The 21,648-nt window shown below is 66.5% G+C and carries 14 protein-coding genes; 4 read left to right on the top strand and 10 right to left on the bottom strand.

Annotated elements, in window-relative coordinates; translation table 11 throughout:
* Nucleotides 1–5: 5 nt before the first annotated feature.
* Nucleotides 6–1,274: a dephospho-CoA kinase gene (gene coaE / locus RCH07_RS14915; protein WP_326968266.1), complete on the bottom strand. Its 1,269-nt coding sequence runs from the start codon at nucleotides 1,272–1,274 to the stop codon at nucleotides 6–8.
* Nucleotides 1,275–1,296: 22 nt separating this feature from the next.
* On the opposite strand from coaE, the gene RCH07_RS14910 reads away from it, so the two are divergent.
* Entirely contained in the window at nucleotides 1,297–1,998 is a 702-nt protein-coding gene (locus RCH07_RS14910; protein WP_326968265.1) for an IMPACT family protein, read from the top strand.
* Nucleotides 1,982–2,518, top strand: a complete 537-nt coding sequence (locus RCH07_RS14905; RefSeq protein WP_326968264.1) for a GNAT family N-acetyltransferase — start codon at nucleotides 1,982–1,984, stop codon at nucleotides 2,516–2,518. The genes RCH07_RS14910 and RCH07_RS14905 overlap by 17 nt, the downstream gene beginning before the upstream one ends.
* A gap of 197 nt (nucleotides 2,519–2,715) precedes the next feature.
* Here RCH07_RS14905 and rpsA read toward each other — a convergent pair whose 3' ends face one another.
* From rpsA to polA, 3 genes are all read right to left on the bottom strand, one after another.
* Nucleotides 2,716–4,197: a 30S ribosomal protein S1 gene (gene rpsA, locus RCH07_RS14900; RefSeq protein WP_326968263.1), complete on the bottom strand. Its 1,482-nt coding sequence runs from the start codon at nucleotides 4,195–4,197 to the stop codon at nucleotides 2,716–2,718.
* 229 nt (nucleotides 4,198–4,426) lie between these two features.
* Nucleotides 4,427–5,716: a GNAT family N-acetyltransferase gene (locus RCH07_RS14895; RefSeq protein ID WP_326968262.1), complete on the bottom strand. Its 1,290-nt coding sequence runs from the start codon at nucleotides 5,714–5,716 to the stop codon at nucleotides 4,427–4,429.
* A 97-nt stretch (nucleotides 5,717–5,813) separates the two neighbouring features.
* The gene (polA, locus tag RCH07_RS14890; RefSeq protein WP_326968273.1) at nucleotides 5,814–8,453 is read right to left on the bottom strand and encodes a DNA polymerase I; all 2,640 of its coding nucleotides are present in this window, start codon (nucleotides 8,451–8,453) and stop codon (nucleotides 5,814–5,816) included.
* Nucleotides 8,454–8,676: 223 nt separating this feature from the next.
* On the opposite strand from polA, the gene RCH07_RS14885 reads away from it, so the two are divergent.
* Nucleotides 8,677–9,144 (top strand): hotdog fold thioesterase, encoded by a 468-nt coding sequence (locus tag RCH07_RS14885; protein WP_326968261.1) that lies wholly within the window; start codon nucleotides 8,677–8,679, stop codon nucleotides 9,142–9,144.
* A gap of 31 nt (nucleotides 9,145–9,175) precedes the next feature.
* On the opposite strand, the gene RCH07_RS14880 is transcribed toward RCH07_RS14885, so the two are convergent.
* The 3 genes from RCH07_RS14880 to RCH07_RS14870 all read right to left on the bottom strand — a co-directional run bounded on the left by RCH07_RS14880 (nucleotide 9,176) and on the right by RCH07_RS14870 (nucleotide 11,348).
* A complete protein-coding gene (locus RCH07_RS14880; protein WP_326968260.1) occupies nucleotides 9,176–9,727 on the bottom strand; it encodes a dihydrofolate reductase family protein in 552 nt (183 codons plus the stop codon).
* 363 nt (nucleotides 9,728–10,090) lie between these two features.
* Entirely contained in the window at nucleotides 10,091–10,315 is a 225-nt protein-coding gene (locus RCH07_RS14875; RefSeq protein WP_326968259.1) for a hypothetical protein, read from the bottom strand.
* Between the two features lie 160 nt (nucleotides 10,316–10,475).
* Nucleotides 10,476–11,348, bottom strand: coding sequence for a universal stress protein (locus tag RCH07_RS14870; protein WP_326968258.1), 873 nt, complete (start codon nucleotides 11,346–11,348; stop codon nucleotides 10,476–10,478).
* A gap of 240 nt (nucleotides 11,349–11,588) precedes the next feature.
* Between RCH07_RS14870 and RCH07_RS14865 the strand changes: the two genes are divergently transcribed.
* Entirely contained in the window at nucleotides 11,589–13,343 is a 1,755-nt protein-coding gene (locus tag RCH07_RS14865; protein ID WP_326968257.1) for a long-chain-fatty-acid--CoA ligase, read from the top strand.
* Nucleotides 13,344–13,399: 56 nt separating this feature from the next.
* Here RCH07_RS14865 and RCH07_RS14860 read toward each other — a convergent pair whose 3' ends face one another.
* The 3 genes from RCH07_RS14860 to RCH07_RS14850 all read right to left on the bottom strand — a co-directional run bounded on the left by RCH07_RS14860 (nucleotide 13,400) and on the right by RCH07_RS14850 (nucleotide 21,603).
* Nucleotides 13,400–14,266 (bottom strand): hypothetical protein, encoded by an 867-nt coding sequence (locus RCH07_RS14860; protein WP_326968256.1) that lies wholly within the window; start codon nucleotides 14,264–14,266, stop codon nucleotides 13,400–13,402.
* A gap of 1 nt (nucleotide 14,267) precedes the next feature.
* Complete coding sequence (locus RCH07_RS14855; RefSeq protein WP_326968255.1) at nucleotides 14,268–15,956, bottom strand: multicopper oxidase family protein; 1,689 nt, start codon at nucleotides 15,954–15,956, stop codon at nucleotides 14,268–14,270.
* A 121-nt stretch (nucleotides 15,957–16,077) separates the two neighbouring features.
* On the bottom strand, nucleotides 16,078–21,603 hold the full coding sequence (locus tag RCH07_RS14850; protein WP_326968254.1) for a peroxidase family protein: 5,526 nt from the start codon (nucleotides 21,601–21,603) through the stop codon (nucleotides 16,078–16,080).
* Nucleotides 21,604–21,648: the final 45 nt, after the last annotated feature.

Here is a 21,648-nt window from a genome sequence, read left to right as displayed (position 1 = left end):
CCGATTCAGCTTTCGGCGGTACGGTCCGGCTCCGTTTCCTGTCCCCGTTCCGGGTACGACGGCGGCCGCCAGCCGGTGCGCTGTACCCACGCCTCCATCGGCGCTGCAGCATGCCCGGTGAACCAGGCCTCTTTATCGGCGGCGTAGCCCGCGGTGGATTTGTCCACTCCGTGCAGCGTGGCGACCCGGCGTTTCTCGGCCAGGTAGTCGGCCCGGGCGTCCGCGTCCTCGCGCAGCCAGTCCCGGAAGCACAGCGCGAACCGCCAGCCCGGGGACCCCACGGCCCGGATGTGGAGGTTGACCGCCCGCCCGGGGTCCGCGTTGCCGTGCAGGCGCTTTAGCCAGTCCGCCGGGTCCGGGTGCGAGGGCTTGGGGGTGTCGGTGACGATGCCGGGCCAGCCGGGGAAGCCCGCCTCGGCCAGCAGCGGCGCGATCCGGCCCGCGGCGGCCATGTCCGCAACGCCGAGCTGGAGGTCCAGCACGTCCTTCGCGGCGAGTCCTGGGACGGCGGTGGACCCGACATGGTCCAGCGCCAGGATGTCCTGTGTCAGGTCGTCCTGCGCTGCGGACGCCCGCAGGCGCGCGACGAGCCGGGCGGCCTGCGCGGGCCAGTCCGGGTTGGGATCCGTCAGCACCGGCCCGCCGGTCCGCGGTGCGAGGCGGTGCCTGGCCAGGTTCTCCGCGAAGGGCGCCAGCCGGAACTTCCAGAGCCGGTCCACTGCGTCGCGGAGCTCGGCCGTGGAACCGGAGTTGTCCAGCACGACGTCGGCCGCCGCCAGCCGCTCCTCCCGCGTGGCCTGGGCAGCCATCCGGGCGCGGGCGTCCTCCTCGCTCATCTGCCGGTGTTGCATCATGCGCTGGAGCCGGACGGCGTCCATGGCGTCCACCACCACCACGAGGTGGAAATTGGCACCCTGTCCCGTCTCGACTAAAAGCGGGATGTCCTGCACTATGACGCCGTCCTTCGGCGCCGCAACGGCCAGCGCGGCGGCACGCTCCCGGACGAGCGGGTGGATGATGCCGTTCAGCACGGCCCGGCGTTCCGGGTTGCCGAACACGAGGGCGCCGAGCTTCGGCCGGTCCAGGGCCCCGTCGGACGCCAGGACAGCCTTGCTGAAGGCCTCCACCACCTTGGCCAGTCCGGGCGTTCCCGGCTCCACCACCTCACGGGCCAGGGCGTCGGCGTCGATCACCACAGCGCCGAGCTCTCGCAGCCGCGCAGCAACCACTGACTTCCCTGCGGCGATGCCGCCCGTCAACCCGATCTTCAGCATCCCACCAGACTAAACTGATCCGGTGGCAGAAGACGCGGTTTCCCCGGAGAGCAGGGCCACCGTCTATACGACGCTTTCCGCGGGGCCGGCGTTCCGGCACGAACTCGAGGTCAAACGCTCCCGGTTCATCACCGTGCTGCACCGCACCGGGGATGAGGACAGCGCCCGTGCCGTGCTCGCATGGCTGCGCAAGGAATTCCACGACGCCCGGCACCACTGTTCCGCCTTCGTCCTGAGCCCGGACCGGGAGGTGCAGCGCTCCAACGACGACGGCGAACCCGCCGGCACGGCCGGGACTCCGATGCTCGAGGCGCTGCTGAAACGCGAGACTGCGCCCGGAGTGACGGACCTCAGTGACCTGACCGCCGTCGTCGTCCGCTATTTCGGCGGCATCCTGCTGGGCGCGGGCGGGCTGGTCCGGGCGTACTCCGAATCCGTCTCCGGCGCCCTGGACCACGCGCCGCTGGTGCAGCGGCGCCGGCTGCGGATTTGCGCCGTCAATGTGCCGCATACGGCGGCAGGCCGGCTGGAAAATGACCTGCGCGCCGCGGGCTATGTGATGGCTGCAACCAGCTACGAGGCGCAAACCACTGTCCTCAGGCTTGCCCTGCCGGATGATCCGGCCGGGCTGGCCGAGGCGGCGGAGCGGCTCGCCGCCCTGTCGGCCGGACATGCCGTGCTGCTGCCCGGAGAAACGGAGTGGACCGATGTCCCCATCAGTTGAGGCTTATGGCGTGGTGGCGCTGCTCGACGTGAACGGGGACGTCCTGGAGCAGCTTCTCACCGTGGCGATCCGGGGCGCCGATGCCGACGAGGTCACTCCGCCCCTTGGCAGCGTGACGGGCTGGAACCCCGAGCGGGTCAGCTGGTTACGCGACTACCACCACGCCGCCACGGCCGGACTGGACGGGCCGGCACGGCAGCGGAGCTGGGCCATCAGCTGCGACGGTGAGCTGGCCGGGTCCATCCGGCTCAAGCGGCTGGGCCCGGGCACCCTCGAAACGGGGATCTGGCTGGCCCGGGACTTCCGTGGCCGGGGTGTGGGCCGCGAGGCGCTGCGGCTGGTGAAGGCCCACGCGGCCGAGTCGGGGGCGACGGTACTCGAGGCCGACACCACGGCCGGCAACCACGGTGCCCTGGCGCTCCTGCGGTCGGCGGGGGCAGAGCTGGAGACCGGGGCGGGAGCAGCGACGGCCGGGGTCCCGGGCGCGGTCCCGGTCAAGGCCAGGATCGCACTGCACTGATTCCCGCCGCGGGACATGCCCCACCTTCCCCGCGGCCACCGGACATAGTGCCACTGTGCGCATACCCCGGGCCCAGGACTGGACATGTCCCCTAACGAAAGGTGGCCGCCCCCGCAGGGACGGCCACCTTCACGGTGTTACTTCCAGCTACTAACCGCCTGGTCCCAGGGAGCGGGCTCCCGGAGATACAAAGGCAATTAGTTGCCGGTCAGCTTCTCACGCAGTGCTGCAAGAGCCTCGTCGGAAGCAAGCGTGCCGCCACCGGTGTTGGTCTCGGCCGCAGCCGGCTCGGAGGAGTAGCTGGTGGTGCCCGAGTCGCTCTCGCCGGACGTTGCGGCTGCAGCGTCGTCGGCAGCGTGCTGGACAACCTGCTTCTTGTGGGCTTCCCAGCGGGTCTGGGCGTCAGCGTACTGCTGCTCCCAGGCGGCGCGCTGCGTCTCGTAGCCTTCAAGCCACTCGTTGGACTCCGGATCGAAGCCCTCCGGGTACTTGTAGTTGCCCTCTTCGTCGTACTCAGCGGCCATGCCGTAAAGAGCCGGATCGAATTCGGTGCTCTCGGCGTCGACGCCCTCATTCGCCTGCTTGAGGGAGAGGGAGATGCGGCGACGCTCGAGGTCAATGTCGATGACCTTGACGAACAGTTCGTCACCCACGGAGACAACCTGCTCGGCCAGCTCTACGTGGCGGACGGCGAGCTCGGAGATGTGGACCAGGCCTTCAATGCCGTCTTCCACGCGAACAAACGCGCCGAACGGAACCAGCTTAGTGACCTTACCCGGCACAACCTGCCCGAGGGCGTGCGTGCGGGCGAAGGTCTGCCACGGATCTTCCTGCGTGGCCTTGAGCGACAGGGAAACACGCTCGCGGTCCAGGTCGACTTCGAGAACCTCGACGGTGACTTCCTGGCCGACCTCGACAACCTCGGACGGGTGGTCAATGTGCTTCCAGGACAGCTCGGATACGTGAACAAGGCCGTCTACGCCGCCCAGGTCCACGAAGGCACCGAAGTTGACGATGGAGGAAACGACGCCGGGACGGACCTGGCCCTTTTCCAGCTTGTTGAGGAACGTGGAGCGGACCTCGGACTGGGTCTGCTCGAGCCAGGCACGGCGGGAGAGCACAACGTTGTTGCGGTTCTTGTCCAGCTCGATGATTTTGGCTTCGATCTTCTGACCGATGTACGGAGCAAGGTCGCGCACACGGCGCATCTCGACGAGGGATGCGGGCAGGAAGCCGCGCAGACCGATGTCGAGGATAAGACCACCCTTGACAACCTCGATGACGGTACCGGTGACGACACCGTCTTCTTCCTTGACCTTCTCGATGTCACCCCAGGCACGCTCGTACTGAGCGCGCTTCTTGGAGAGGATCAGGCGGCCTTCTTTGTCTTCCTTGGTGAGTACCAGAGCTTCGACGAGATCGCCGACGGAAACAACTTCCGAGGGATCGACGTCGTGCTTGATGGACAGCTCGCGGGAGGGAATGACACCTTCGGTCTTGTAACCGATGTCGAGCAGAACTTCGTCGCGGTCGACCTTGACGACGGTACCTTCGACGAGGTCCCCGTCGTTGAAGTACTTGATGGTGGCGTCGACTGCTGCGAGGAAGTCCTCAGCGGTACCGATGTCGTTAATGGCGACTACGGGGGTACCGGGCTTCTCGGTGGAGGTGATGGTCATGTAGTAGGGGCTCCGTTGTGGATAGTGAGTCGGTCAGGCAAACCGCTTCGCCCGCACTATGGAATGCACGCGAAGACCTCGGCGTCTCAACTTCGATCAGCCGGGTCATCCTGATTTGTGGATTGTAGATGCGCGCACGTTGTACGCGCCCGTCTAGTCTAGTCGTTTACGGCAACGCCGGTCAAAGCGCAACCGGGCTGATGAGGCCCGGGTTGCGGCCGCTTTTCCGCTAAAAGTGCGTGAGGCAGTGCGGGGCGCGTTCGACGGCGAACATCAGCCGCGCTTTCAGCGCCGCCCCCGGGCTGTGCTCGGCGATCCGCCCTGCCGCAGTCAGCGTCACGGGGCAGACGCCGCCCAGGTAGATCGAACCGAGCTCGGCGACGTCGAGCACGAGCTCCGGCGCAGTACCCGCCGGAGCGTCCGTGACGGTGGCTTCGCCGCCGCTGATGGTGAGCGCAAACGTACCGTCCGCGAGGCCCAGGGGGTCGGTTATGCCCAGGACCAGGGTTCCGTCGGCGGAGTAGCGCCGCGCGCCGAGGGCGGCAGCCGTGTCCAGCACCCGGAGCCAGAGCATGTCGCCGTGATCGGCGGAGTCGATGCAGCGCGGGTCCTCGAGCGCCCACACCAATGGGTCCTCAACCGGCGCTTCACTCCAGCTCACCCGCTGGATCAGGTCCATGCTGCCCAGGAACTGCCACAGCTCCAGGTAGCCGGACTCCGTCGCCGCCACGAGATCAACGATCTCCATGGCATGGGGTTTGGTGTCCCAGCCGGAGAACTTGTAGGCGACATAGCCGTCCACGGTCCCGGCAGCGTCATAGTGCAGGGCGCACCTGATCGCGTCGTCCTCCGCGCCGTCCTTCCCGAGGGTTCCCGAGCTGCGCTGCCGGTACGCGTCCTGCCGCACCAGCGATCCCGGCGTGGCCCGGTGGACACGGTCGAACACGGCCGGAGCCAAATCCAGCAGGACCTTCCGGTCAGCGATTTCCACCGTCCCGCCGGGCACGTGCCGCACGCGGAACCGCGGTCCGGTGTCCACCTTGATGCTGCGTTCGAAGGTGGCGACGCCGAAGCCGAACCGCCCGTAAATCGAGGCTTCCGACGCCGTCAGGGCAGCCATCGCCAGGCCGTCGGCCCTGGACGCGCTGAGGTCCTCGGTCATCATCCGGCGCAGGAGACCCTGCCGCCGGTGGGTTCCGCGGACAGTCACGGCGGTAATCAGCTGTGTTTCGAGCTGCCGGCCGTAGCCGATGTTCAGCTCCTTGCGCAGGGTCCCGAAGGTTGCCACCGGGATATCCGCCGGCAGGGAGTGGGCGGCAACGGTGCCGGTCTGGTAAGCCCCCGTCAGCTCGCGGTCGTCCGCGCGGTACGTGGCCATGACCTTGTCCACGAACTCGTCCTTGTGCCGCTCGTCGTAGAAACCGACGCCCACACCGCGCAGCCAGGCGGCCCCCAGCGCGTAGTCGGGCTCGCCCTTCCCGGCCGCCCGGAACCGCCGGATCTGGTAGTTCTCTGCCACGTGTTTCTCCCCCTGAATCGCTGCGGTCCCGGCGGCCCCGGAATCCGAAAATTTAGTGCCGAATCGAACTCAGTGCCGAAGTGCTGGCGCCGAATAGCTAGTGCCCGGCCTCGTACCAGCTGGAACCGATGCCGATCTGCACATCGAGCGGAACGGTCAGCTCTGCGGCCGCTCCCATCTGCTCCGTCACAAGTTTCTCCACGGCCTCGCGCTCCCCGGCGGCGACCTCCAGAACAAGTTCGTCATGGACCTGCAGCAGCATCCGCGATTTGAGGCCCTGTTCCGCAATCGCGCCGGAGACGCCCAGCATGGCGCGTTTGATGATGTCAGCCGCCGATCCCTGGATGGGAGAGTTCAGCGCGACGCGTTCCGCGTTCTCGCGCAACTGTCGGTCGGTGCTGGTGAGGTCCGGGAGGTACCGGCGGCGCCCCTCGATGGTCGCGGTGTACCCGTCGATCCGGGCCTGCTCCACCACGCCGCGGAGGTAGTCGCGGACGGCGCCGAACCGGTCGAAGTAGTCCTTCATGAGGGTCCGGGCCTCGTCAACGGAGATCTCCAGCTGCTTGGAGAGCCCGAACGAGGTCAGACCGTACGCCAGGCCGTAGGACATCGCCTTCACCTTGGAGCGCATAGCGCTAGTGACCTGGTCTGTGGGCACGTGGAAGATGTTGGAGCCCACGAACCGGTGGAGGTCTTCGCCGTCCTTGTACGCCTGGATCAGGCCGTCGTCCCCGGAAAGGTGGGCCATGATGCGCATTTCGATCTGCGAGTAGTCCGCGGAGAGCAGGCAGTCGTAGCCTTTGCTGACCACGAAGATGCCACGGACGCGCCGGCCTTCCTCGCTGCGGATCGGGATGTTCTGCAGGTTGGGATTGTTGGAGGAAATCCGGCCCGTGGCTGCGACATTCTGCGCGTAGGTGGTGTGGATCCGGCCGTCGTCCGTGACGGACTTCTTGAGCGACTCCAGCATCTGGCGCAGCTTCGAGGATTCGCGGTGCGCCATGAGCTGGACCAGGAATTCGTGTCCGGTCTTTTCCAGCAGGTTCTTGAGCGACGCGGCGTCGGTGGTGTAGCCGGACTTGATCTTCTTGGTCTTCGGCAGCCCCAGGTCCTCGAACAGCACGGTCTGCAGCTGCTTGGGGGATCCCAGGTTGACCTCGTGGCCGATCGCGGCAAAGGCAAGCTCCTGGGCGTTCTCGATCACCTTGGCCAGGTCCGCCAGCTGCTCGTCCATGCGGGGCAGGTCAATGGCGATTCCCGCGAGTTCCATGTCCGCGAGGACCCGGCTGACAGGCAGCTCGAGGGTGGTGAGCAGGTCCTGGGCTTTGCGCTCCGTCAGTTCCGTTTCAAAGTACCTGCTGAGGGCCTGGACGACGGCGGCAACGTGGACCAGCGCCCCCGCGGCGGCGGCATCGTCGCCGTCGAACGCCAGCTCAAGCTGGCCGGCCTTGGCGGCATCGGTCGAGACGGCGATGTTGAGGTGATGCTGCGCCAACTCCGCGATTTCGTAGCTGCGGCGGTCGGGCTGAATGAGGTAGCCGGAAATCGAGGTGTCGTCGACCACGCCGTCCAGTTCCAACCCGCGGCCGCTCAGCGCTTTCAGGGCAGCCTTGAAACCGTGCATCACCTTCGCTGAGTGGGCGTCCCGCAGCCACCCTGCCAGGACGTTTTCGGCGTCGGCGTCCTGGCTTGCCAGGTCGATGTAGGCCGCGGCATCATCGCGGACAATCGCCACGGCGGCGGCATCCTCGCCGATCCGGCCCGGCACAAGCTCGACGGCGACGGCTGACCGCTTGCCGGCACCCGCCGCAAGGAAGGCGCCCAGCTCGGCCGCTCCGGCCGGAATCACGAAGTCCGGGGTTTCGAGGCTTTCCCGCTCCGTTTCAGCGACCGAACTGCCGTAGAGGGCGAAGAGCCGGGTGCGGATGGTCTTGAATTCGAGGGTGTCGAACAGTTCCTCTAGGGCCGCCTGGTCCGGCCGCGGTTCCGCCAGCTCGTCCAGCGTTACCGGGAGGTCAAGGTCGGTGTGGAGCCTGTTCAACCGCCGGTTGCGCAGGACACCCTCAACATTTTCGCGGAGGGCGTCCCCCACCTTCCCGCCGATCGTGTCGAGGTTGGCCAGAACCCCCTCCAGCCCGCCGTAGAGGTTGATCCACTTGGCAGCCGTTTTGGGCCCGACGCCGGGGACCCCGGGAAGGTTGTCCGCGGTCTCCCCCACGAGGGCGGCGAGGTCCGAATACTGCGCGGGACTGACGAAGTACTTCGCCTGGATGGCTGCGGCGTCCAGCCGGGGAATGTCGCTGACGCCTTTCTTGGGATAGAGCACAAACACGTTGTCCGTGATCAGCTGGAAGGCATCACGGTCACCCGAGACCAGGAGTACCTCGAACCCGGCTTTGTCTCCCATGGTGGCGAGGGTGGCCAGGATGTCATCTGCTTCATAGCCTGGCATCTTGATGGTCTTAATGCCCCATGCGCCCATGACCTTGTCGATCAGGTCGATCTGGCCGCTCATTTCCCGGGGAGTCTCGTTGCGTCCGCCCTTGTAGTCGCTGTATTCGGCTTTCCGGTGGGTGGTGTCATCCGAGACGTCGAAGGCCACGGCAACGTGGGTGGGCTTCTGTTCCTTGATGAGGTTGATCAGCATGGACGTGAAGCCGTGCACGGCGTTGGTGTGCTGCCCCGTGGCGGTGGAGAACTTGTCCGCCGGCAAAGCGAAGAACGCGCGGAACGCCATGGAGTGGCCGTCCAGGACCATCAGCCGGGGCTGGCCGGTGCTTGCAATCACGGGGGCCCCGGTGGCGGAAACCGCCTCCGCGGCCCGGCTGGAGCTCCGGGCGGGCGCGGCCGCAGTGCCGGATCCGGTGTCAGGTGCCGGGAAGATGTCTGCCGTAGAATCCGCTGCAGAGGGGGCAAGGGCCGGTTTGGTAGTTTCGCTCACAGGTGCCAGCCTAGTTCCCATGATGGACAATTTCACGCCCGGCCCGTTCGCGGCCGAACTGGTGGCTGCCGGTGTGCCCGAGGAAATGCATGATTGGCTCGGCCGCTACGGCGTGGGCGCCCTGGTGGTGAAGATGGGCATCCGGTTCCTGGAGATGAGCCCGGAACGCACGGTGGCCACCATGCCGGTGGAAGGCAATACCCAGGTGGCGGGCATCCTGCACGGCGGGGCGCACGTGGTCCTCGCCGAAACGCTGGGATCCTTCGCCGCCGGGATGCATGCCGGCCCCGGGCGCCAGGCCCTCGGCATCGAGGTCGGGGCGACGCATCACCGGGCGATCTCCGGGGGCACTGTGACGGGCACCTGCACGGCGATCCACCTGGGCCGGACCCTCACCACGCATGAAATCGTGATGACGGACGGGCAGGGCCGCCGGCTTTCGACCGCACGCATTACCAACCTGATCCGCGAGAACGCGGCCGAGTAGCGGCCGGCACCTGCGGCGGCAGCAGTCTGCGTCAGGCGCGTTTGGCGGCGAAACGGTACCGCAGCTCCAAGATGCCGCGGCCCATGGTGTGGGACGAGATTAACTCCAGCGGCGCCGTCGGGCGTGCCAGCGGAAGCACCGCTTTGCCGCTGCCCAGCACCACGGGAATGATGGAGATGATGAGCTCATCCAGCAGGCCCGCGTCCGCGAACTGGGCCGCCAGGACTCCCCCGCCGACAATCCAGACGTTCCGGCCGGCCGCGTTGTCCCTGAGGTCCTGGGCGAATTCCCCCACCGGCCCGCGCACGAAGGTCACATCGGATCCCTTCGGCGCCGGGAGCTCGTGGTGTGTAAAGACCCAGCACGGCGTACTGGGGTAGGGCCACTTGCCGGGTTCGTGCTCCATCAGCCAGGCGTAGGTTTCGCCGCCCATCACGATGGCGCCGACGTCGGCCATGAAGGCGTCGTAGCTTTCCTTGCCGCCAACAAAGCCGTCGAACTGCAGCAGCCAGTCCAGGTTGTCATCGGCAGTGGCGATGAATCCGTCCAGGGAAGATGCCACGAAGTACTGGATGCTTGACATGGGCCCAGCCTAGCCAATCCGCACCGGGCTGCCCACCCGCGGGCTGCCCGGCCGAGGCTCCCCGGTCCGGGCTGTGCTGACGTTACTTGCTGACGTAGGGAATGATCAGGTACAGCCCGGACATCACGGCGATACCGCACAGACCGAAGCACATGATAGCGAGCGGCCGGACTCTTGCCGGCTTGCGTTCCCGGACGTCATGGAACTATTACTGTCCTGCTGTTAGGCCCGGATCCTCGGGCGCCGGTGACGAAGTGTGTCCGGGAGAATTCGGGGGCGACCTTTCAAATCCGGCGCAGCCGGACCATCCCCATTTTCTTTGGCGCAAGCGGCTCATGGTGCCCGACTCAGTTCAAAGTCCAGTCAGCGCCGGTTCACGGCGTCGTGGCCCTCCAGCAGGGCCTGCACCTCGGAGCGGCTGGCCTGCTCCACGTCCGCTGCGGCGTTTTTCAGCTTGTAGAGCTCCACCCGCCGCCGGTGCCGGCGTTCGGAGGCTTTGGACCATGACCGCGCCCAGCCGCCGAACAGTCCGCTCAGCGGAAAGATGAGCCACCAGTAGTGTCTGACGAAATCGAAGAAGGGCTCCACGGCATCATCCTCCCACCCCGTGGTCGGCAGCGACATGCCCACCCCGGTGGGTGGCGGCGTTGCCGGAGTTCCGGGCCGACCAGGCCCGGCCCGGCCCTGTCCACCCCGGCCCGGCCCTATCCACCCCGGCCCGGCGCTGTCCGGCCCGGCGCTGTTGGCGTCAGTCCTGGCTGTGCTTGACCTTATGCACCCGGGTGACGATGGTGGGGCACGGCACGTTCAACAGCACGGCGTGGGCCGTGGAGCCGAGCACAGCCCGGGAGAAGCCTCCGCGTCCGCGGCTGCCGATCACCAGCAGCCTGGCCCCTGCCGCAGTTTCCACAAGGGCCTTCGCCGGCTCGGTAGCGGTTTCGAGGCGCTGATGGACCACGAGGTCCGGGTATTTGTCGCCGAGGCCGACTACCGACTCGGCGAGCACGATCCGGTCCTCTTCGACCAGGGTTTCTGCGAGCCCGCTGGCCGGCAACTGGTTCTCGACCCACCGCGCCGGACTCCGAAATGCCAGTACTACGGTCAACTCGTCCCCGCCCCGGTCCGCTTCGGCGGCCGCGACCGCGACCGCTTGAAGCGACTCCTCCGAGCCGTCCACGCCGACCACCACGCCGCGGCCCGACGTTCCCTGCTTTTCCGGGACGATGGCGGCCGGGCAGTCCGAGGCGGTGACAATCTGGAGGGCCCGGTCTGTGAGGGGGCCGCCGTCGAGCCAGTGCTTGTCATGGGCGCCGACGACCACCATCGACGCTTCCTTAGAGGCCTCGCGAAGGGCCCGCCCCGCGCTGCCGTGCTGGAGCCGCGCCTCGACCTCAACATCGGGCGCCTGCTCGCCGGCACTGGCCTGCGCCTTCCCGACCATCTCCATCCCCGATTCCCTGATGAGTTCGTGGTACTCAAAATCCGGGGACATCCAGCGGTCATCAACCGCATGGATGACTATCACCGGGAGCTTCTGCCTGGACGCCCGCTGCAGCGCCCATGTCAGTGCGGCCGCACTGCCGGCAGAGCCGTTGAATCCGACGACGATTGGTTTGTTCATGCTGAACCCTGTTCTTCTGCGTGGTGTGACCGGCTCGGCACCGAGCGATCCGACCAGCCGCACCAATGGTCCGCAGACCGTTGGTCCGCAGCTGACAGTTCAGTGTGGTCTGTCCGCCGTACGCCGGTTAGGGCCTTAAGCCCCTCGCAGAAATTCCCGCTGCCGCACCGGTAGGATTTTTCCTGCAGGCTTCTTAGCACGCGAACCGTGCTCGGCGCATTCCAGTGGCAAGGACAGACGATGAACAAGAAATTCCAGCGGACGGCCAAAGGTAAAGTTCAGGCCCCGGCCCGGCCGTGGACGGCCGCCTACGGACCGGGAGTCCCTGCGGACCTGAAGTTGCCGGACGGGACTCTCGTGGATCTCGTGGAGTCATCCGTCCGGCGCTACGGGTCCAGGACCGCACTGGAGTTCTTCGGGGCCCGCACCAGCTACCGGGACCTGGGCATGCTCATCAGCCGGGCTGCCGCCGGGCTCCAGAGGCTGGGCGTCAAGGCCGGTGACCGGGTGGCGCTGGTGCTGCCGAACTGCCCGCAGCACATCATTGCGTTCCATGCCGTGCTGCGCCTCGGCGCCGTCGTGGTGGAACACAACCCCTTGTACACCGACCGGGAACTGCGCCACCAGTTCGAGGACCACGGCGCCACGGTGGCGGTCGTCTGGGACAAGGTGGCGGAGCAGGTCCGCCAACTGCCCGCCGACGTCGGTCTGCGCCACCTCGTCTCGGTGGAGCTGATCCCGGCCATGCCGCTGCTCCAGCGGATCGCGCTGCGGCTGCCGGTGCCCGCGGCCCGCACGGCACGCGCGGCCCTGTCCGCCGGCAAGCACGGGCACCGGGCCCACACGGCGCCTGCCCGCCGCACTGTGCGGCCGTGGCGGGAGCTCCTCGAGTCAGGGGAACTGAAGAAGAAGCACCCCCGTCCTGCCGCGCAGGACCTCGCCGTCCTGCAGTACACATCCGGCACCACGGGGCTGCCCAAGGGCGCCATGCTCACCCACGCCAATCTGCAGGCCAACGCCGCCCAGGGCCGCGCCTGGGTGCCGGGGCTCAAGGAGGGCCGGGAAACCGTGTACGCGGTGCTGCCCATGTTCCACGCCTACGGGCTGACGTTGTGCATGACCTTCGCCCTGAGCATCGGCGCAAAGCTGGTGCTGTTCCCCAAGTTCGACGTCGATCTGGTGCTGAAGGCGCTCAAGAAGTCACCGGCCACCTTCCTGCCGGCCGTCCCGCCGATCTACGACCGGATCGCCGCCGCGGCGGCGGAACGCGGGATCGGACTGGAGAGCATCCGTTTCTCCATCTCCGGGGCAATGAACCTGCCGACGGCCACCGTGGAGACGTGGGAGAAGGCGACCGGCGGGTACCTGATCGAGGGCTACGGACTGACGGAGACCTCCCCCATCGCCATAGGAAACCCCTTCGGACCCAGCCGCAAGCCGGGCACCGTGGGGGTGCCGTTTCCGCTGACCGACATCAGGGTGGTTGATCCCAGGGATGTCCTGATCGACCGGGCCGCGGGCGAAGAGGGCGAACTCCTCATCCGCGGGCCGCAGGTGTTTTCCGGCTACTGGAACCGGCCGCAGGAGACCGAGGATGCGCTGCTGGAAGGCGGCTGGTTCCGCACCGGGGACATCGTCTCGGTGGACAGCGACCACTTCGTCACCATCCGGGACCGGATCAAGGAACTGATCATCACCGGCGGATTCAACGTCTCCCCCAGCGAAGTCGAGGACGTTCTCGCGACGTTCCCCGGCATCAGCGACGTTTCCGTGGTCGGGTTGCCCCGGCCGGGCGGCGGCGAGGATGTGGTCGCCGCCGTCGTCGCTCTTCCGGGGACCACCATCGATCCGGACGCGCTCCAGGTGTTTGCGCGGAAACACCTGGCTGCTTACAAGGTACCGCGCCGGGTGGTGGTCCTCGATTCGCTGCCCCGCTCGCTGATCGGCAAGGTCCTGCGCCGCGAAATTCGCGACACGTTGATCGACGGCCGGTAGGGCCGGACCGCGGGGCGAACAAAAAAGGCTGGCTACGGGCGCCGCCAATGCCCGGGTCAGTGCCCCGGGTCGTCAGATCCCGGCGCATCGTGCCCCGAGTCGTCAAAGCTTTCCGCTACGTCGGGAGCCGGTTCCCGGGATAGGTCCACTCCCTCTCCGCTCGTTGAGCGTGGCGCCAGCTCGACGTCGGCGGGCTGCTTTCCGGCGCTGCGGGCCATGGCGTCGCGGACGGACTCCACCAGCGCGTCGCTGAGCAGCGGTCCGGTGTAGCCGATCGTCAGCGCCCCGCCGTCGGGCACTTCCTCATAGTTGCCGAGTGCGTCGGAGAGGATCCCTTCCGCGGCAATTGATGCCGCCAGCGCGGCGGGATCCGCTGCAGCGACCGTGAACTGCAGATCATGGACCAGGACTTCCCCGATGTGCAGGTGTTCCACCGCGGCGTTAGTGCCCTCCTTGCCGACGGCCCGTTCCGCGAGCCGGGCCGCGTCCTCGTGGCTCCGGCCTGCCGGCAGTGCCACGATGACTTCCGGAACGAGGTGGTCCAGGAGCAGTGCATCAAGGACCATCGGCGAGATGTCGGTCAGCTCGATGCCCTGCCGGGAGGCAGCCCCGTCGAGCTGCCGGCGCAGGGCAGCCGGATCGGACTCCCCGGCCGGATGGACGACGATGACGGTCCGCCGCCGCACCATCAGCCCGTCATGGCTGCTGACCGGCCGGCCGTTCCCCACATCCGCCCCCGATTTGAGGGCAGGCGGCCCCCCGCCAACCACCTCGCCCGCGGATGGCGGGGCCGACGCGGTGGCGGACTGGGCTCCGGCGGGAAGTGCCGCAGCCTGTGCCGCGGGGTCCGGCACCCCGCCCGTGCATGCTCCCAGCGCCAGCACCAGGAGGCTTGCAGCCGTCGTCCTGGCAAGGCGCCCCATCTCAGGTCCCCGGCGCAAGGCCCGGCCTGTAAGCCGGCGGATGGGATCCCAGGGGTGTCGTGTCCAGGACGGGCCTGTCAGAAGTCACGGGATCATTGTTGTTCAGGTCGCCCACGGAGAACTGCACCATCATGTCGTGATCTTCGTGCACGAGGTTATGGCAATGGACCATGTATCTGCCGCCGGAGTGGGCCCCGGTATCAAATTGCATCAGCACGGTAATGGACTCATTTTCACCCGCGTAGAAGACATCTTTCGGCCCGGTCTCCCAGGCGAAGGGCTTGCCCCCGTTAGTGTTCCGGGCAATAATCTTGCCATCAATCAGGTGGACGTGCACAGGGTGGAACCAACCTCCGGATGCGTTCGTAATGGTCCATTCCTCGACCTGGTAGGGCTGGGGGTTGCCAAACAGCCGGGTGAAGCCGGATTTTTCCACGTCCGCCCAGGTGACTCCGTTGATGGTCCATTCGCCTTTCTCGCGGATCACCCTCAGGTCTCGCTTCACCACCGCCATGTCCCTTGTCAGCTTCATGGTGGGGATCCCGCCGCGGACTGCGTTTGGGGCTCCGCCGTCGTCCAGCGCAGTGGGGATACTGGTGAAGGTAGCTGCCGGACCCGAATCCTCCACGACCTGGAAGCGCATGATTTTGTTCGTGTTGGCAAAGCTCACGTTGTTCTTATTGCTCAGGTTGCGCAGCTCCACACTCTGCCCCGGCCGGTACTTTCGGAAGTCGATCAGGACTTCGCATCGTTCGGCGGTTCCTTGCCGCCACGACTTGACCGGTTGCACCACCGGCACCATGCCGGCATCGGTTCCCACGACGTATATTGGCTCGCCCGTGGAGAGCGTGGGGCGGTAGGAACGCGAGATTGAACCGATCAGGACCCGGAACCGGTAGATCCGGGGCTTGACTTTCATGGTCGGCCAGGGCACCCCGTTGACCATAATGATGTCGCCCCACAACCCGGAGTGGCCGTTGTCGTTGTAGCCCAGGGAGCCGTCGGCGTTGAACATGGCATCCGAGATCAGCAGCGGCACGTCGTACTCCCCCTGTGGCAGCTGGGCCCGCTCGTAGGCGTCGGACAACGGGTATATTCCGGCCAGACCTGAATAGACCCCCTGGGCGGTAACGAGGTGGTTGTGATCGTGGTACCACATCGTCCGGGCCGGCTGCCAGTTGGAGTAATGGTAATTCTTGACCTCTCCAGGTTTCGTGGAGTCATTGGCATACCCGTCGTACTGTGGCAGCGACGCCGAACCATGAAGGTGGGTTACCGTCTTGAAGGCGCCCGGATGGAGAAATGACGTCGCGGGCAGGGCGTTGCGAATCCGTACCTCGGTCCGGGTCCCCTGGCTGACCCGGATGGTGGGCCCGGGAAATATGCCGTTGTAGCCTGCCACCGTGGTACTCAGCCCCGGCACGAACTGTGCCTGGCCGAGTTGCTGGGTGAGTGCGTAGCGCTCATATGGCCGTGTCGGGTCGCCGTCGTCGAAGCCCGACTCAAACGGCACCAGCTCCGGTGGGCGGCGGAAGACAGCGGCGTAAGGGACTGGCATGTTCCCGGGAGCCAGCAGGCTGGATGTGAGTGGCGGCGTCGCCGCCGGGACGTCGTCGGCCCCCTTTTTCATCCCGGCCAGTCCGAGGGCGCTGACGGCGCCCAGCTTCAAAATTTCTCGTCGTGTAGTCATGGCCCCTCCAAAGTGGGCGATGGGATTGGATATTGTGCCGAATGACACCCTTGGGATGATGGAAAAAGCCGACTGGCGGGCCTGGTGTGACCCGCCAGCCGGCATTTCCGTCGTGACGGTGTTACAGAGCTGATCCCGTGGTGAAGGTCCACGTACGGGTGGTCAGCGGGTTACCGGCCAGGTCCCGGACCCCAGTGGTGCCACCGGTGATAGTGACCCGGTACTGGGTGTTCGGGGCGAGGCTGGCTCTGGGGTTGATCGTCAGCACCCGGGTGGCGGCGCTGAACGACTCCACTGAACTGATATCCGCTCCGGTGGAGACCCGCTGGATGCGGACCTTGCCGACCACCGCGAAGCCGGTGATGGCTTCGCTGAACCTGGCGGTGACGTTGGCGTTCCGGCGTACCGCGGTGGCTCCCGAGGCGGGAGTCTGGGCGGTGATGGTCGGGTTCGGGCCGGTGGTGAACGTCCAGGTGGTCGGCGCCATCGTGTTGCCCGCAGAGTCACTGATCCCCGTGAGGGTCACCGTGTACAGCCGGTCGGCCGTCAGGCTGCCGTTCGGGTTCAGTGTTGCTACCCGGGTGAGCGGGTTGTACGACACTGCGGCGGGTACCACTGTGGTGCCAGGGGCGGTCCCGAGCCGGAGCTGGAAGTTCGTTCCGGTCACTCCGGTTACCGCTTCGCTGAGCGTTGCCGTCAGGTTGGCGGTGCGGCTGGCGGAGAAGGCCCCGGTTGCGGGTGTCCGCGCCGTGACTGTGGGAGCCACGGTGTCAGACGCTACTGGGGTCACAGCAGCCGAGCGGGCCGAGGCTGCCCCCGTACCCACCGCGTTGATTGCGGCCACGTCGAACGTGTACGCAGTCCCGTTGGTGAGCCCGGTGACGACGACGGTTCCCACGTTTCCGGTGACCGCCTGGGTACGCGCCAGGGTAGCCCCGGCGAAGGCCTGCACGGTGTAACCCGTGATGGCCGATCCGCCGTCGGAAGCGGGAGCGGTCCAGGTCAGGGTTGCCGCAGCATCCCCGGCTGTGGCCGTACCGATAGTCGGGGCACCCGGAGCGGTCAGCACCGGAGCCGGAGCCGGGGTCACAGCGTTCGAAACAGCCGAGAACGGGCTGTCTCCGAGGGCGCTGGTCGCCTGGACCTGGAACCGGAACGCGGAACCGTTGGCCAGGCCGGTGACCACCAGGCTGGTGGCACCGGCAGGAGCGGGACGCAGTGCCCCCACCTGTGCGCCGGCCGCGTCGAGCACCTTCACGAGGAAGCCGCTGGCGGTACCGACAGTCGGAGCCGCGAAGTTGACCGTTGCCTGCGCGTTGCCGGCCGTTGCGACGCCGATGACCGGTGCGTTGGGGGCTACGGTGTCGGAGAACTTCAGAAATTCAATGTTGCGGAGCGTGTCCGTGCCATCGATGCCAGCTCCGTTGTGGACCACCGTGGTGACGGATCCGGGCGAGCCCAGTGTGCCGTCTCCACCGGTCGTCGTGACCGTGTAGTTCGCCTGTACATCGGAGAAGACTGCCCGGTCGGTTCCGCCGGAGCCCGTCAGGATCTCCCGGACGGCCACGATGTTTCCGGGGTCGACCTTGCCGGCGAAGACGGCTTCCTGAAGTGTCGGTCCGGTAAGGTTTCCGGCGCCGTCCCGAAGGTACTGCGTAGTCATTCCCGCGGCACTGCCGATTTCCGTCGACGGGTCAGCAGCGTTGGAGCGGACACTCAGACGGACGTTGAAGTAGGCGTCACCGTCAATGATGTCGTCGGCGCCTCGGCCTTCGATCAGGTCGCTGCCACCGCCGCCGAGGAGGATGTTGCCATCGCCCCAGACGTTCGGACCGCTCAGAAGCGGGCAGTCCTTCGATGCCGAGGCTGCAACTACGGAAGCCAGCGGAGTGTTCAGCGGCGGCACAAGAGCGTCGAGGCCGGCAACCCGGTCAAGGCCTGCCTGGTCCAGCACGTCGCACCCGATGAACCCTGCGCCGCCCACGGCACTGGGAACCACATTGTCACCACGGAGCGTATCGTTCAGATCCCACCCGGACAGCGACTCGACTTCGTTGAACTTGTCCCGGACTCCGACCGTCAGGATGTCAAGCGGCGGGATCGGAAGAGCCAGGTCGGCGTCCTGCGGCTGTGGATCCCGAAGCCCGATCTCCCAGTCGTAACCCGAGGCTCCGGCGACCTTCTCCACGCCGGGACCGGCAACACCGACGTCATCTCCGCCCTCCATGTCGTAGTCGTCGTCACCGCCCTGGCCGATCAGAATGTCGTGTCCGGGTTTCTGGGAGTCGTCCAGGAAGAACAGGTTGCTGCTGTCCCCGATCATGAGGTCCGGCTGGTCCCCGCCCTCTTCCCAGTCGTCGCCGCTGTCGCCGAAGGCGGCATCGATGCCTTGACCGAGGCTGATGAAGTCGTCACCGACTCCGCCGAAGGTTTCGTTGGCATTGGCCCCACCGTTGGTGAAGTCCTTGCCGTCTCCACCCATGATGATGTCCAGGCCAGGTCCGGCGTCGATGGCATCGTTACCGGGACCACCCTTGTGCACGTCGTCGCCGGCAAGGTCGGTGATGATGTCATTGCCTTCGCCGCCGAGCGCGACGTCGGCTCCGTCACCGCCTTCGATGACATCGTTGCCGAGACCGCCCCAGAAGGTGTCGCTGTCGTTGCCGCCGTAGATCCGGTCGACGCCGGCTGTGCCGTTGTAGACGCTCTGGCCGTTGATCCCCGACGGATCGACAGTGTTCCGCGCACGGTACTTGATCGTGCCGTCCGACATACGGATCAGCACGGCCGGCTCGTCGCACTCCGACGCTGCGTCATCCGCGACAGTGTTCCCGAAGGACGTGAAACCGGCAGCGGTGCCAGCCAGGTTCTTCAGCTCGAATTTACAATCCGCCGTGGCAAATGAGTCGGCCTTCAGACTGCTGGCGTTGGTGTTGCGCATCATCAGTTCGGCGAATGAGTTGCCCTCCAGCTGCGCCCTCAGGTTCATGCCCGGGGTGCGTGCCAGGTAGTAGAGGCGGTCACCGTTCTGCAGATCGGTCAGCTGGTTCTCGAAGACGTAGTTGAAGGTGCTGCCCAGCAGGCCGCCAAACACAACCGTCTGCTCCGCGAGCCCGCCGATCCAGAGGTCAACGTTGTCGAGGCCGGTTTTCGACTGGGTGCCGTTGTCGGCCCAGGCGTCCGTGCTGTTCATAAACGCAGCAGCGTCGGCGGGAGCAACGTCCCCGGCAATGACGTCGGGACTGACGATAGCCCGCGCAGCCGCCCGCCGGGAGGCGAGGGTCGCCGGTCCGTCGTCGGGAGTACCAACTATGGCATCCGGACCAGCGTCTGTGAGGATGGCCGGGTGCTGACCGTAGGCCGCGACGAAGTTGACGAGCGACTTCGGGTGCTTGATGCCCTCCCCGAAATCGATCCAGTTGGTGTAGGGCTTCAGCTGGCCGTCGTTCGTTGACTTGAACAGCTCCCGGCGAAGGTCATTCAGCCGCGGGACGCCCTCGGACCGGGCCCGGGTCATGTTGATCGTTGCCAGGTCCAGCGGCAGGCCGAGCAGGTTGTTGCGCAGCGTCTCGGTCACAAACTCATCGAGCTCGTTGCCGACCTGGTCGGACATGCCCATGATGACGCTGCCCGCAGCCTCTTCGGAGGTGAGCGGACCGGCAGGGCCACCATCGGTGTACTCCGGAGGGTTGAGGAACCCCTCGAGCAAGGAGATGTCGTTCTGGCTCCCCCTGATGTCGTCGGAGGTGCCGAACTCGCTGTCGGGACCGGGGCTGTCCTCGTTCCTGCGGGAGATTGTATCGGTCAGCATGGAGTGACCGAACCGGTACACGGCGTGGGCAAACTCAGCCTTGACCGCCGGGTTGAGCTCTGTCTGAGTGAAGGCAAACGCCTCGAAGGGGTTGACCGCCGGCTGGACCTTGCGGGCGAACTCCTCGAACACGAGGTGCTGGTATTCCATCTCGGTGATGAACCGTGCCGCCTGGAAAAGGCGCTCACCGTTCCAGCCGTTGGCACCGGCCGCCGACTGCCACTGGGCCAGTGCTGCCGTGCCGCTCGCGGAAGTATCGCTGGTCAGTACATTCTTCATGTCGCCGATCAGGCGGTCGTGCTCGGAGTGGAAGACCTGATGGATGGCGGTCAGCCCGATGTTCTCGTTGACGCGCCCGTCGCCTGCGGCGAAATGCACGTTGAGCATCTCGTCGTCGTACGTACCAGCGGGCTGGTTGGCGAAGTCGGCGGAGGCCGCGTTGTCAGCATCCGGAAGCGGAGCAACCCGTGGGGTGCCCGGGTTGTTGTCCGTGTCCTGCGGGCTCGGGTCCGCATTGTGTGCAATGTCCGTCAGGAACGGAGTGTCAAAGTACCGCACGTTGGCCGGCACAGGCACGGGGGCGGCAATGTTGCCTTCCACCAGGCCGGTCGCGGTGACGTACTGAGGTAGGCCGTTGAGGCCGGGGATGAACTTGCCGTAAGGGTCCGCGGCGATCATCGGGATGTTGGTGACATCTTTGTCCTCGAGCTTGAGGCCGAGGAAGATGGCGGCCTGGGACTTGACGGTGGCCCAAGTGGCCATGCCGTTCGCCGAGGGGCCGGCCACGCCACCGAGCAGCTTGCCCGTAGAAACCGGCTTGCTGTCGGAGTTGTTGATGTACTCCCGCAAAAAGACCTGGTGTGACGGGTGCGAGGTGTAAGTCTGGCTCTGGTCGACCAAGGGTGAGTCCGTGTTGGTCGCATTCTGGATATCGTCAGCGCTCTCGTCTGCAGGTGTCGCCGGATTGTCGCCTGCGACACCATCCGGGCCGGCCTGGTTCTGGCCGCGGGTCAGCACCATAAAGCGCAGGTTCGGGTTCAGGTCATCGGCGTTGCCGACGACATGGTCCGGACCGGCGATGAGCGGGTCGTCGGCCTTTAGCGGAACGAACACAGTACCGCCGCCCTTGACGGTCTGGTCCACGCCATGGTCGAAGAACTGGCCGAACAGCGTGAACATCGAATTGTAGGGCGGCGAGAGCCCGACGTCCGTGGTCACGTTCGGGACGAACAGTGTCTCGTGCGACGGTGTGCAGTTCACCGGAGCAGCGTCCACTGGCGGCGTTGCCAGCGGATCCGGATCGGTGGTGCACGGGACGACGCCCGTGTTGCCCTGCGTCCGGACAGGGAATCCGGCCGCCGCGACTGCGGCCGGGTTGGTCGAGGTCTGGTCCACGATCAGGTTGCTGATGACGCGGGGCTCGGAGTCGAAAACACTCCCCTTCTTCTGCGCGTAGGACGTCGGCCGGGAAGGGCCGAACGCAGGAGGTGAGTTCTCGGCGCTCTTGAAAACCGGAGTGGTGAGGCGTGGGAAGGTCTGGTCCGCGGCACCGAACATCTCCTGCCCGGGCAGCAGGTTGTTGCAGGACCCGTCCACCGTCCGTAACCCCTGGGAGACGAGGGGACTGGCGATCTGGTTGGGGCCGGTACCCACGAGGGCCCCGCACGGTCCGGTTGCGGACGTGGTGTTAGCAACGTGCGCCTCAGCGATCTTGATCTGCTTGAGGATGAACGCCAGGTCTGACGCTGTAACGGTGAAACCCGCACCCGTCGGGGCCACGACGGCGCTGGCCGTCACCGCCGTCGTGGTGAGTCCTAGGAAACTGAGCAGGGCCATTGCTGTCCCTGCCGCGACCAAGCGGGTGGGAGTTCTAAAGATACG

The organism is Arthrobacter sp. CG_A4, from assembly GCF_035985125.1.
Lineage (GTDB): Bacteria > Actinomycetota > Actinomycetes > Actinomycetales > Micrococcaceae > Arthrobacter.
This window is presented reverse-complemented; position numbering and strand designations above follow the sequence as displayed.

Bases quoted from the DNA above. Each gene is read 5' to 3' on its own strand.
- coaE (WP_326968266.1), bottom strand. From the start codon at position 1,274: ATGCTGAAGATCGGGTTGACGGGCGGCATCGCCGCAGGGAAGTCAGTG.
- RCH07_RS14905 (WP_326968264.1), top strand. From the start codon at position 1,982: ATGTCCCCATCAGTTGAGGCTTATGGCGTGGTGGCGCTGCTCGACGTG.
- rpsA (WP_326968263.1), bottom strand. From the start codon at position 4,197: ATGACCATCACCTCCACCGAGAAGCCCGGTACCCCCGTAGTCGCCATT.
- polA (WP_326968273.1), bottom strand. From the start codon at position 8,453: ATGGCGTTCCGCGCGTTCTTCGCTTTGCCGGCGGACAAGTTCTCCACC.
- RCH07_RS14885 (WP_326968261.1), top strand. From the start codon at position 8,677: ATGATGGACAATTTCACGCCCGGCCCGTTCGCGGCCGAACTGGTGGCT.
- RCH07_RS14880 (WP_326968260.1), bottom strand. From the start codon at position 9,727: ATGTCAAGCATCCAGTACTTCGTGGCATCTTCCCTGGACGGATTCATC.
- RCH07_RS14870 (WP_326968258.1), bottom strand. From the start codon at position 11,348: ATGAACAAACCAATCGTCGTCGGATTCAACGGCTCTGCCGGCAGTGCG.
- RCH07_RS14865 (WP_326968257.1), top strand. From the start codon at position 11,589: ATGAACAAGAAATTCCAGCGGACGGCCAAAGGTAAAGTTCAGGCCCCG.
- RCH07_RS14860 (WP_326968256.1), bottom strand. From the start codon at position 14,266: ATGGGGCGCCTTGCCAGGACGACGGCTGCAAGCCTCCTGGTGCTGGCG.
- RCH07_RS14855 (WP_326968255.1), bottom strand. From the start codon at position 15,956: ATGACTACACGACGAGAAATTTTGAAGCTGGGCGCCGTCAGCGCCCTC.
- RCH07_RS14850 (WP_326968254.1), bottom strand. From the start codon at position 21,603: ATGGCCCTGCTCAGTTTCCTAGGACTCACCACGACGGCGGTGACGGCC.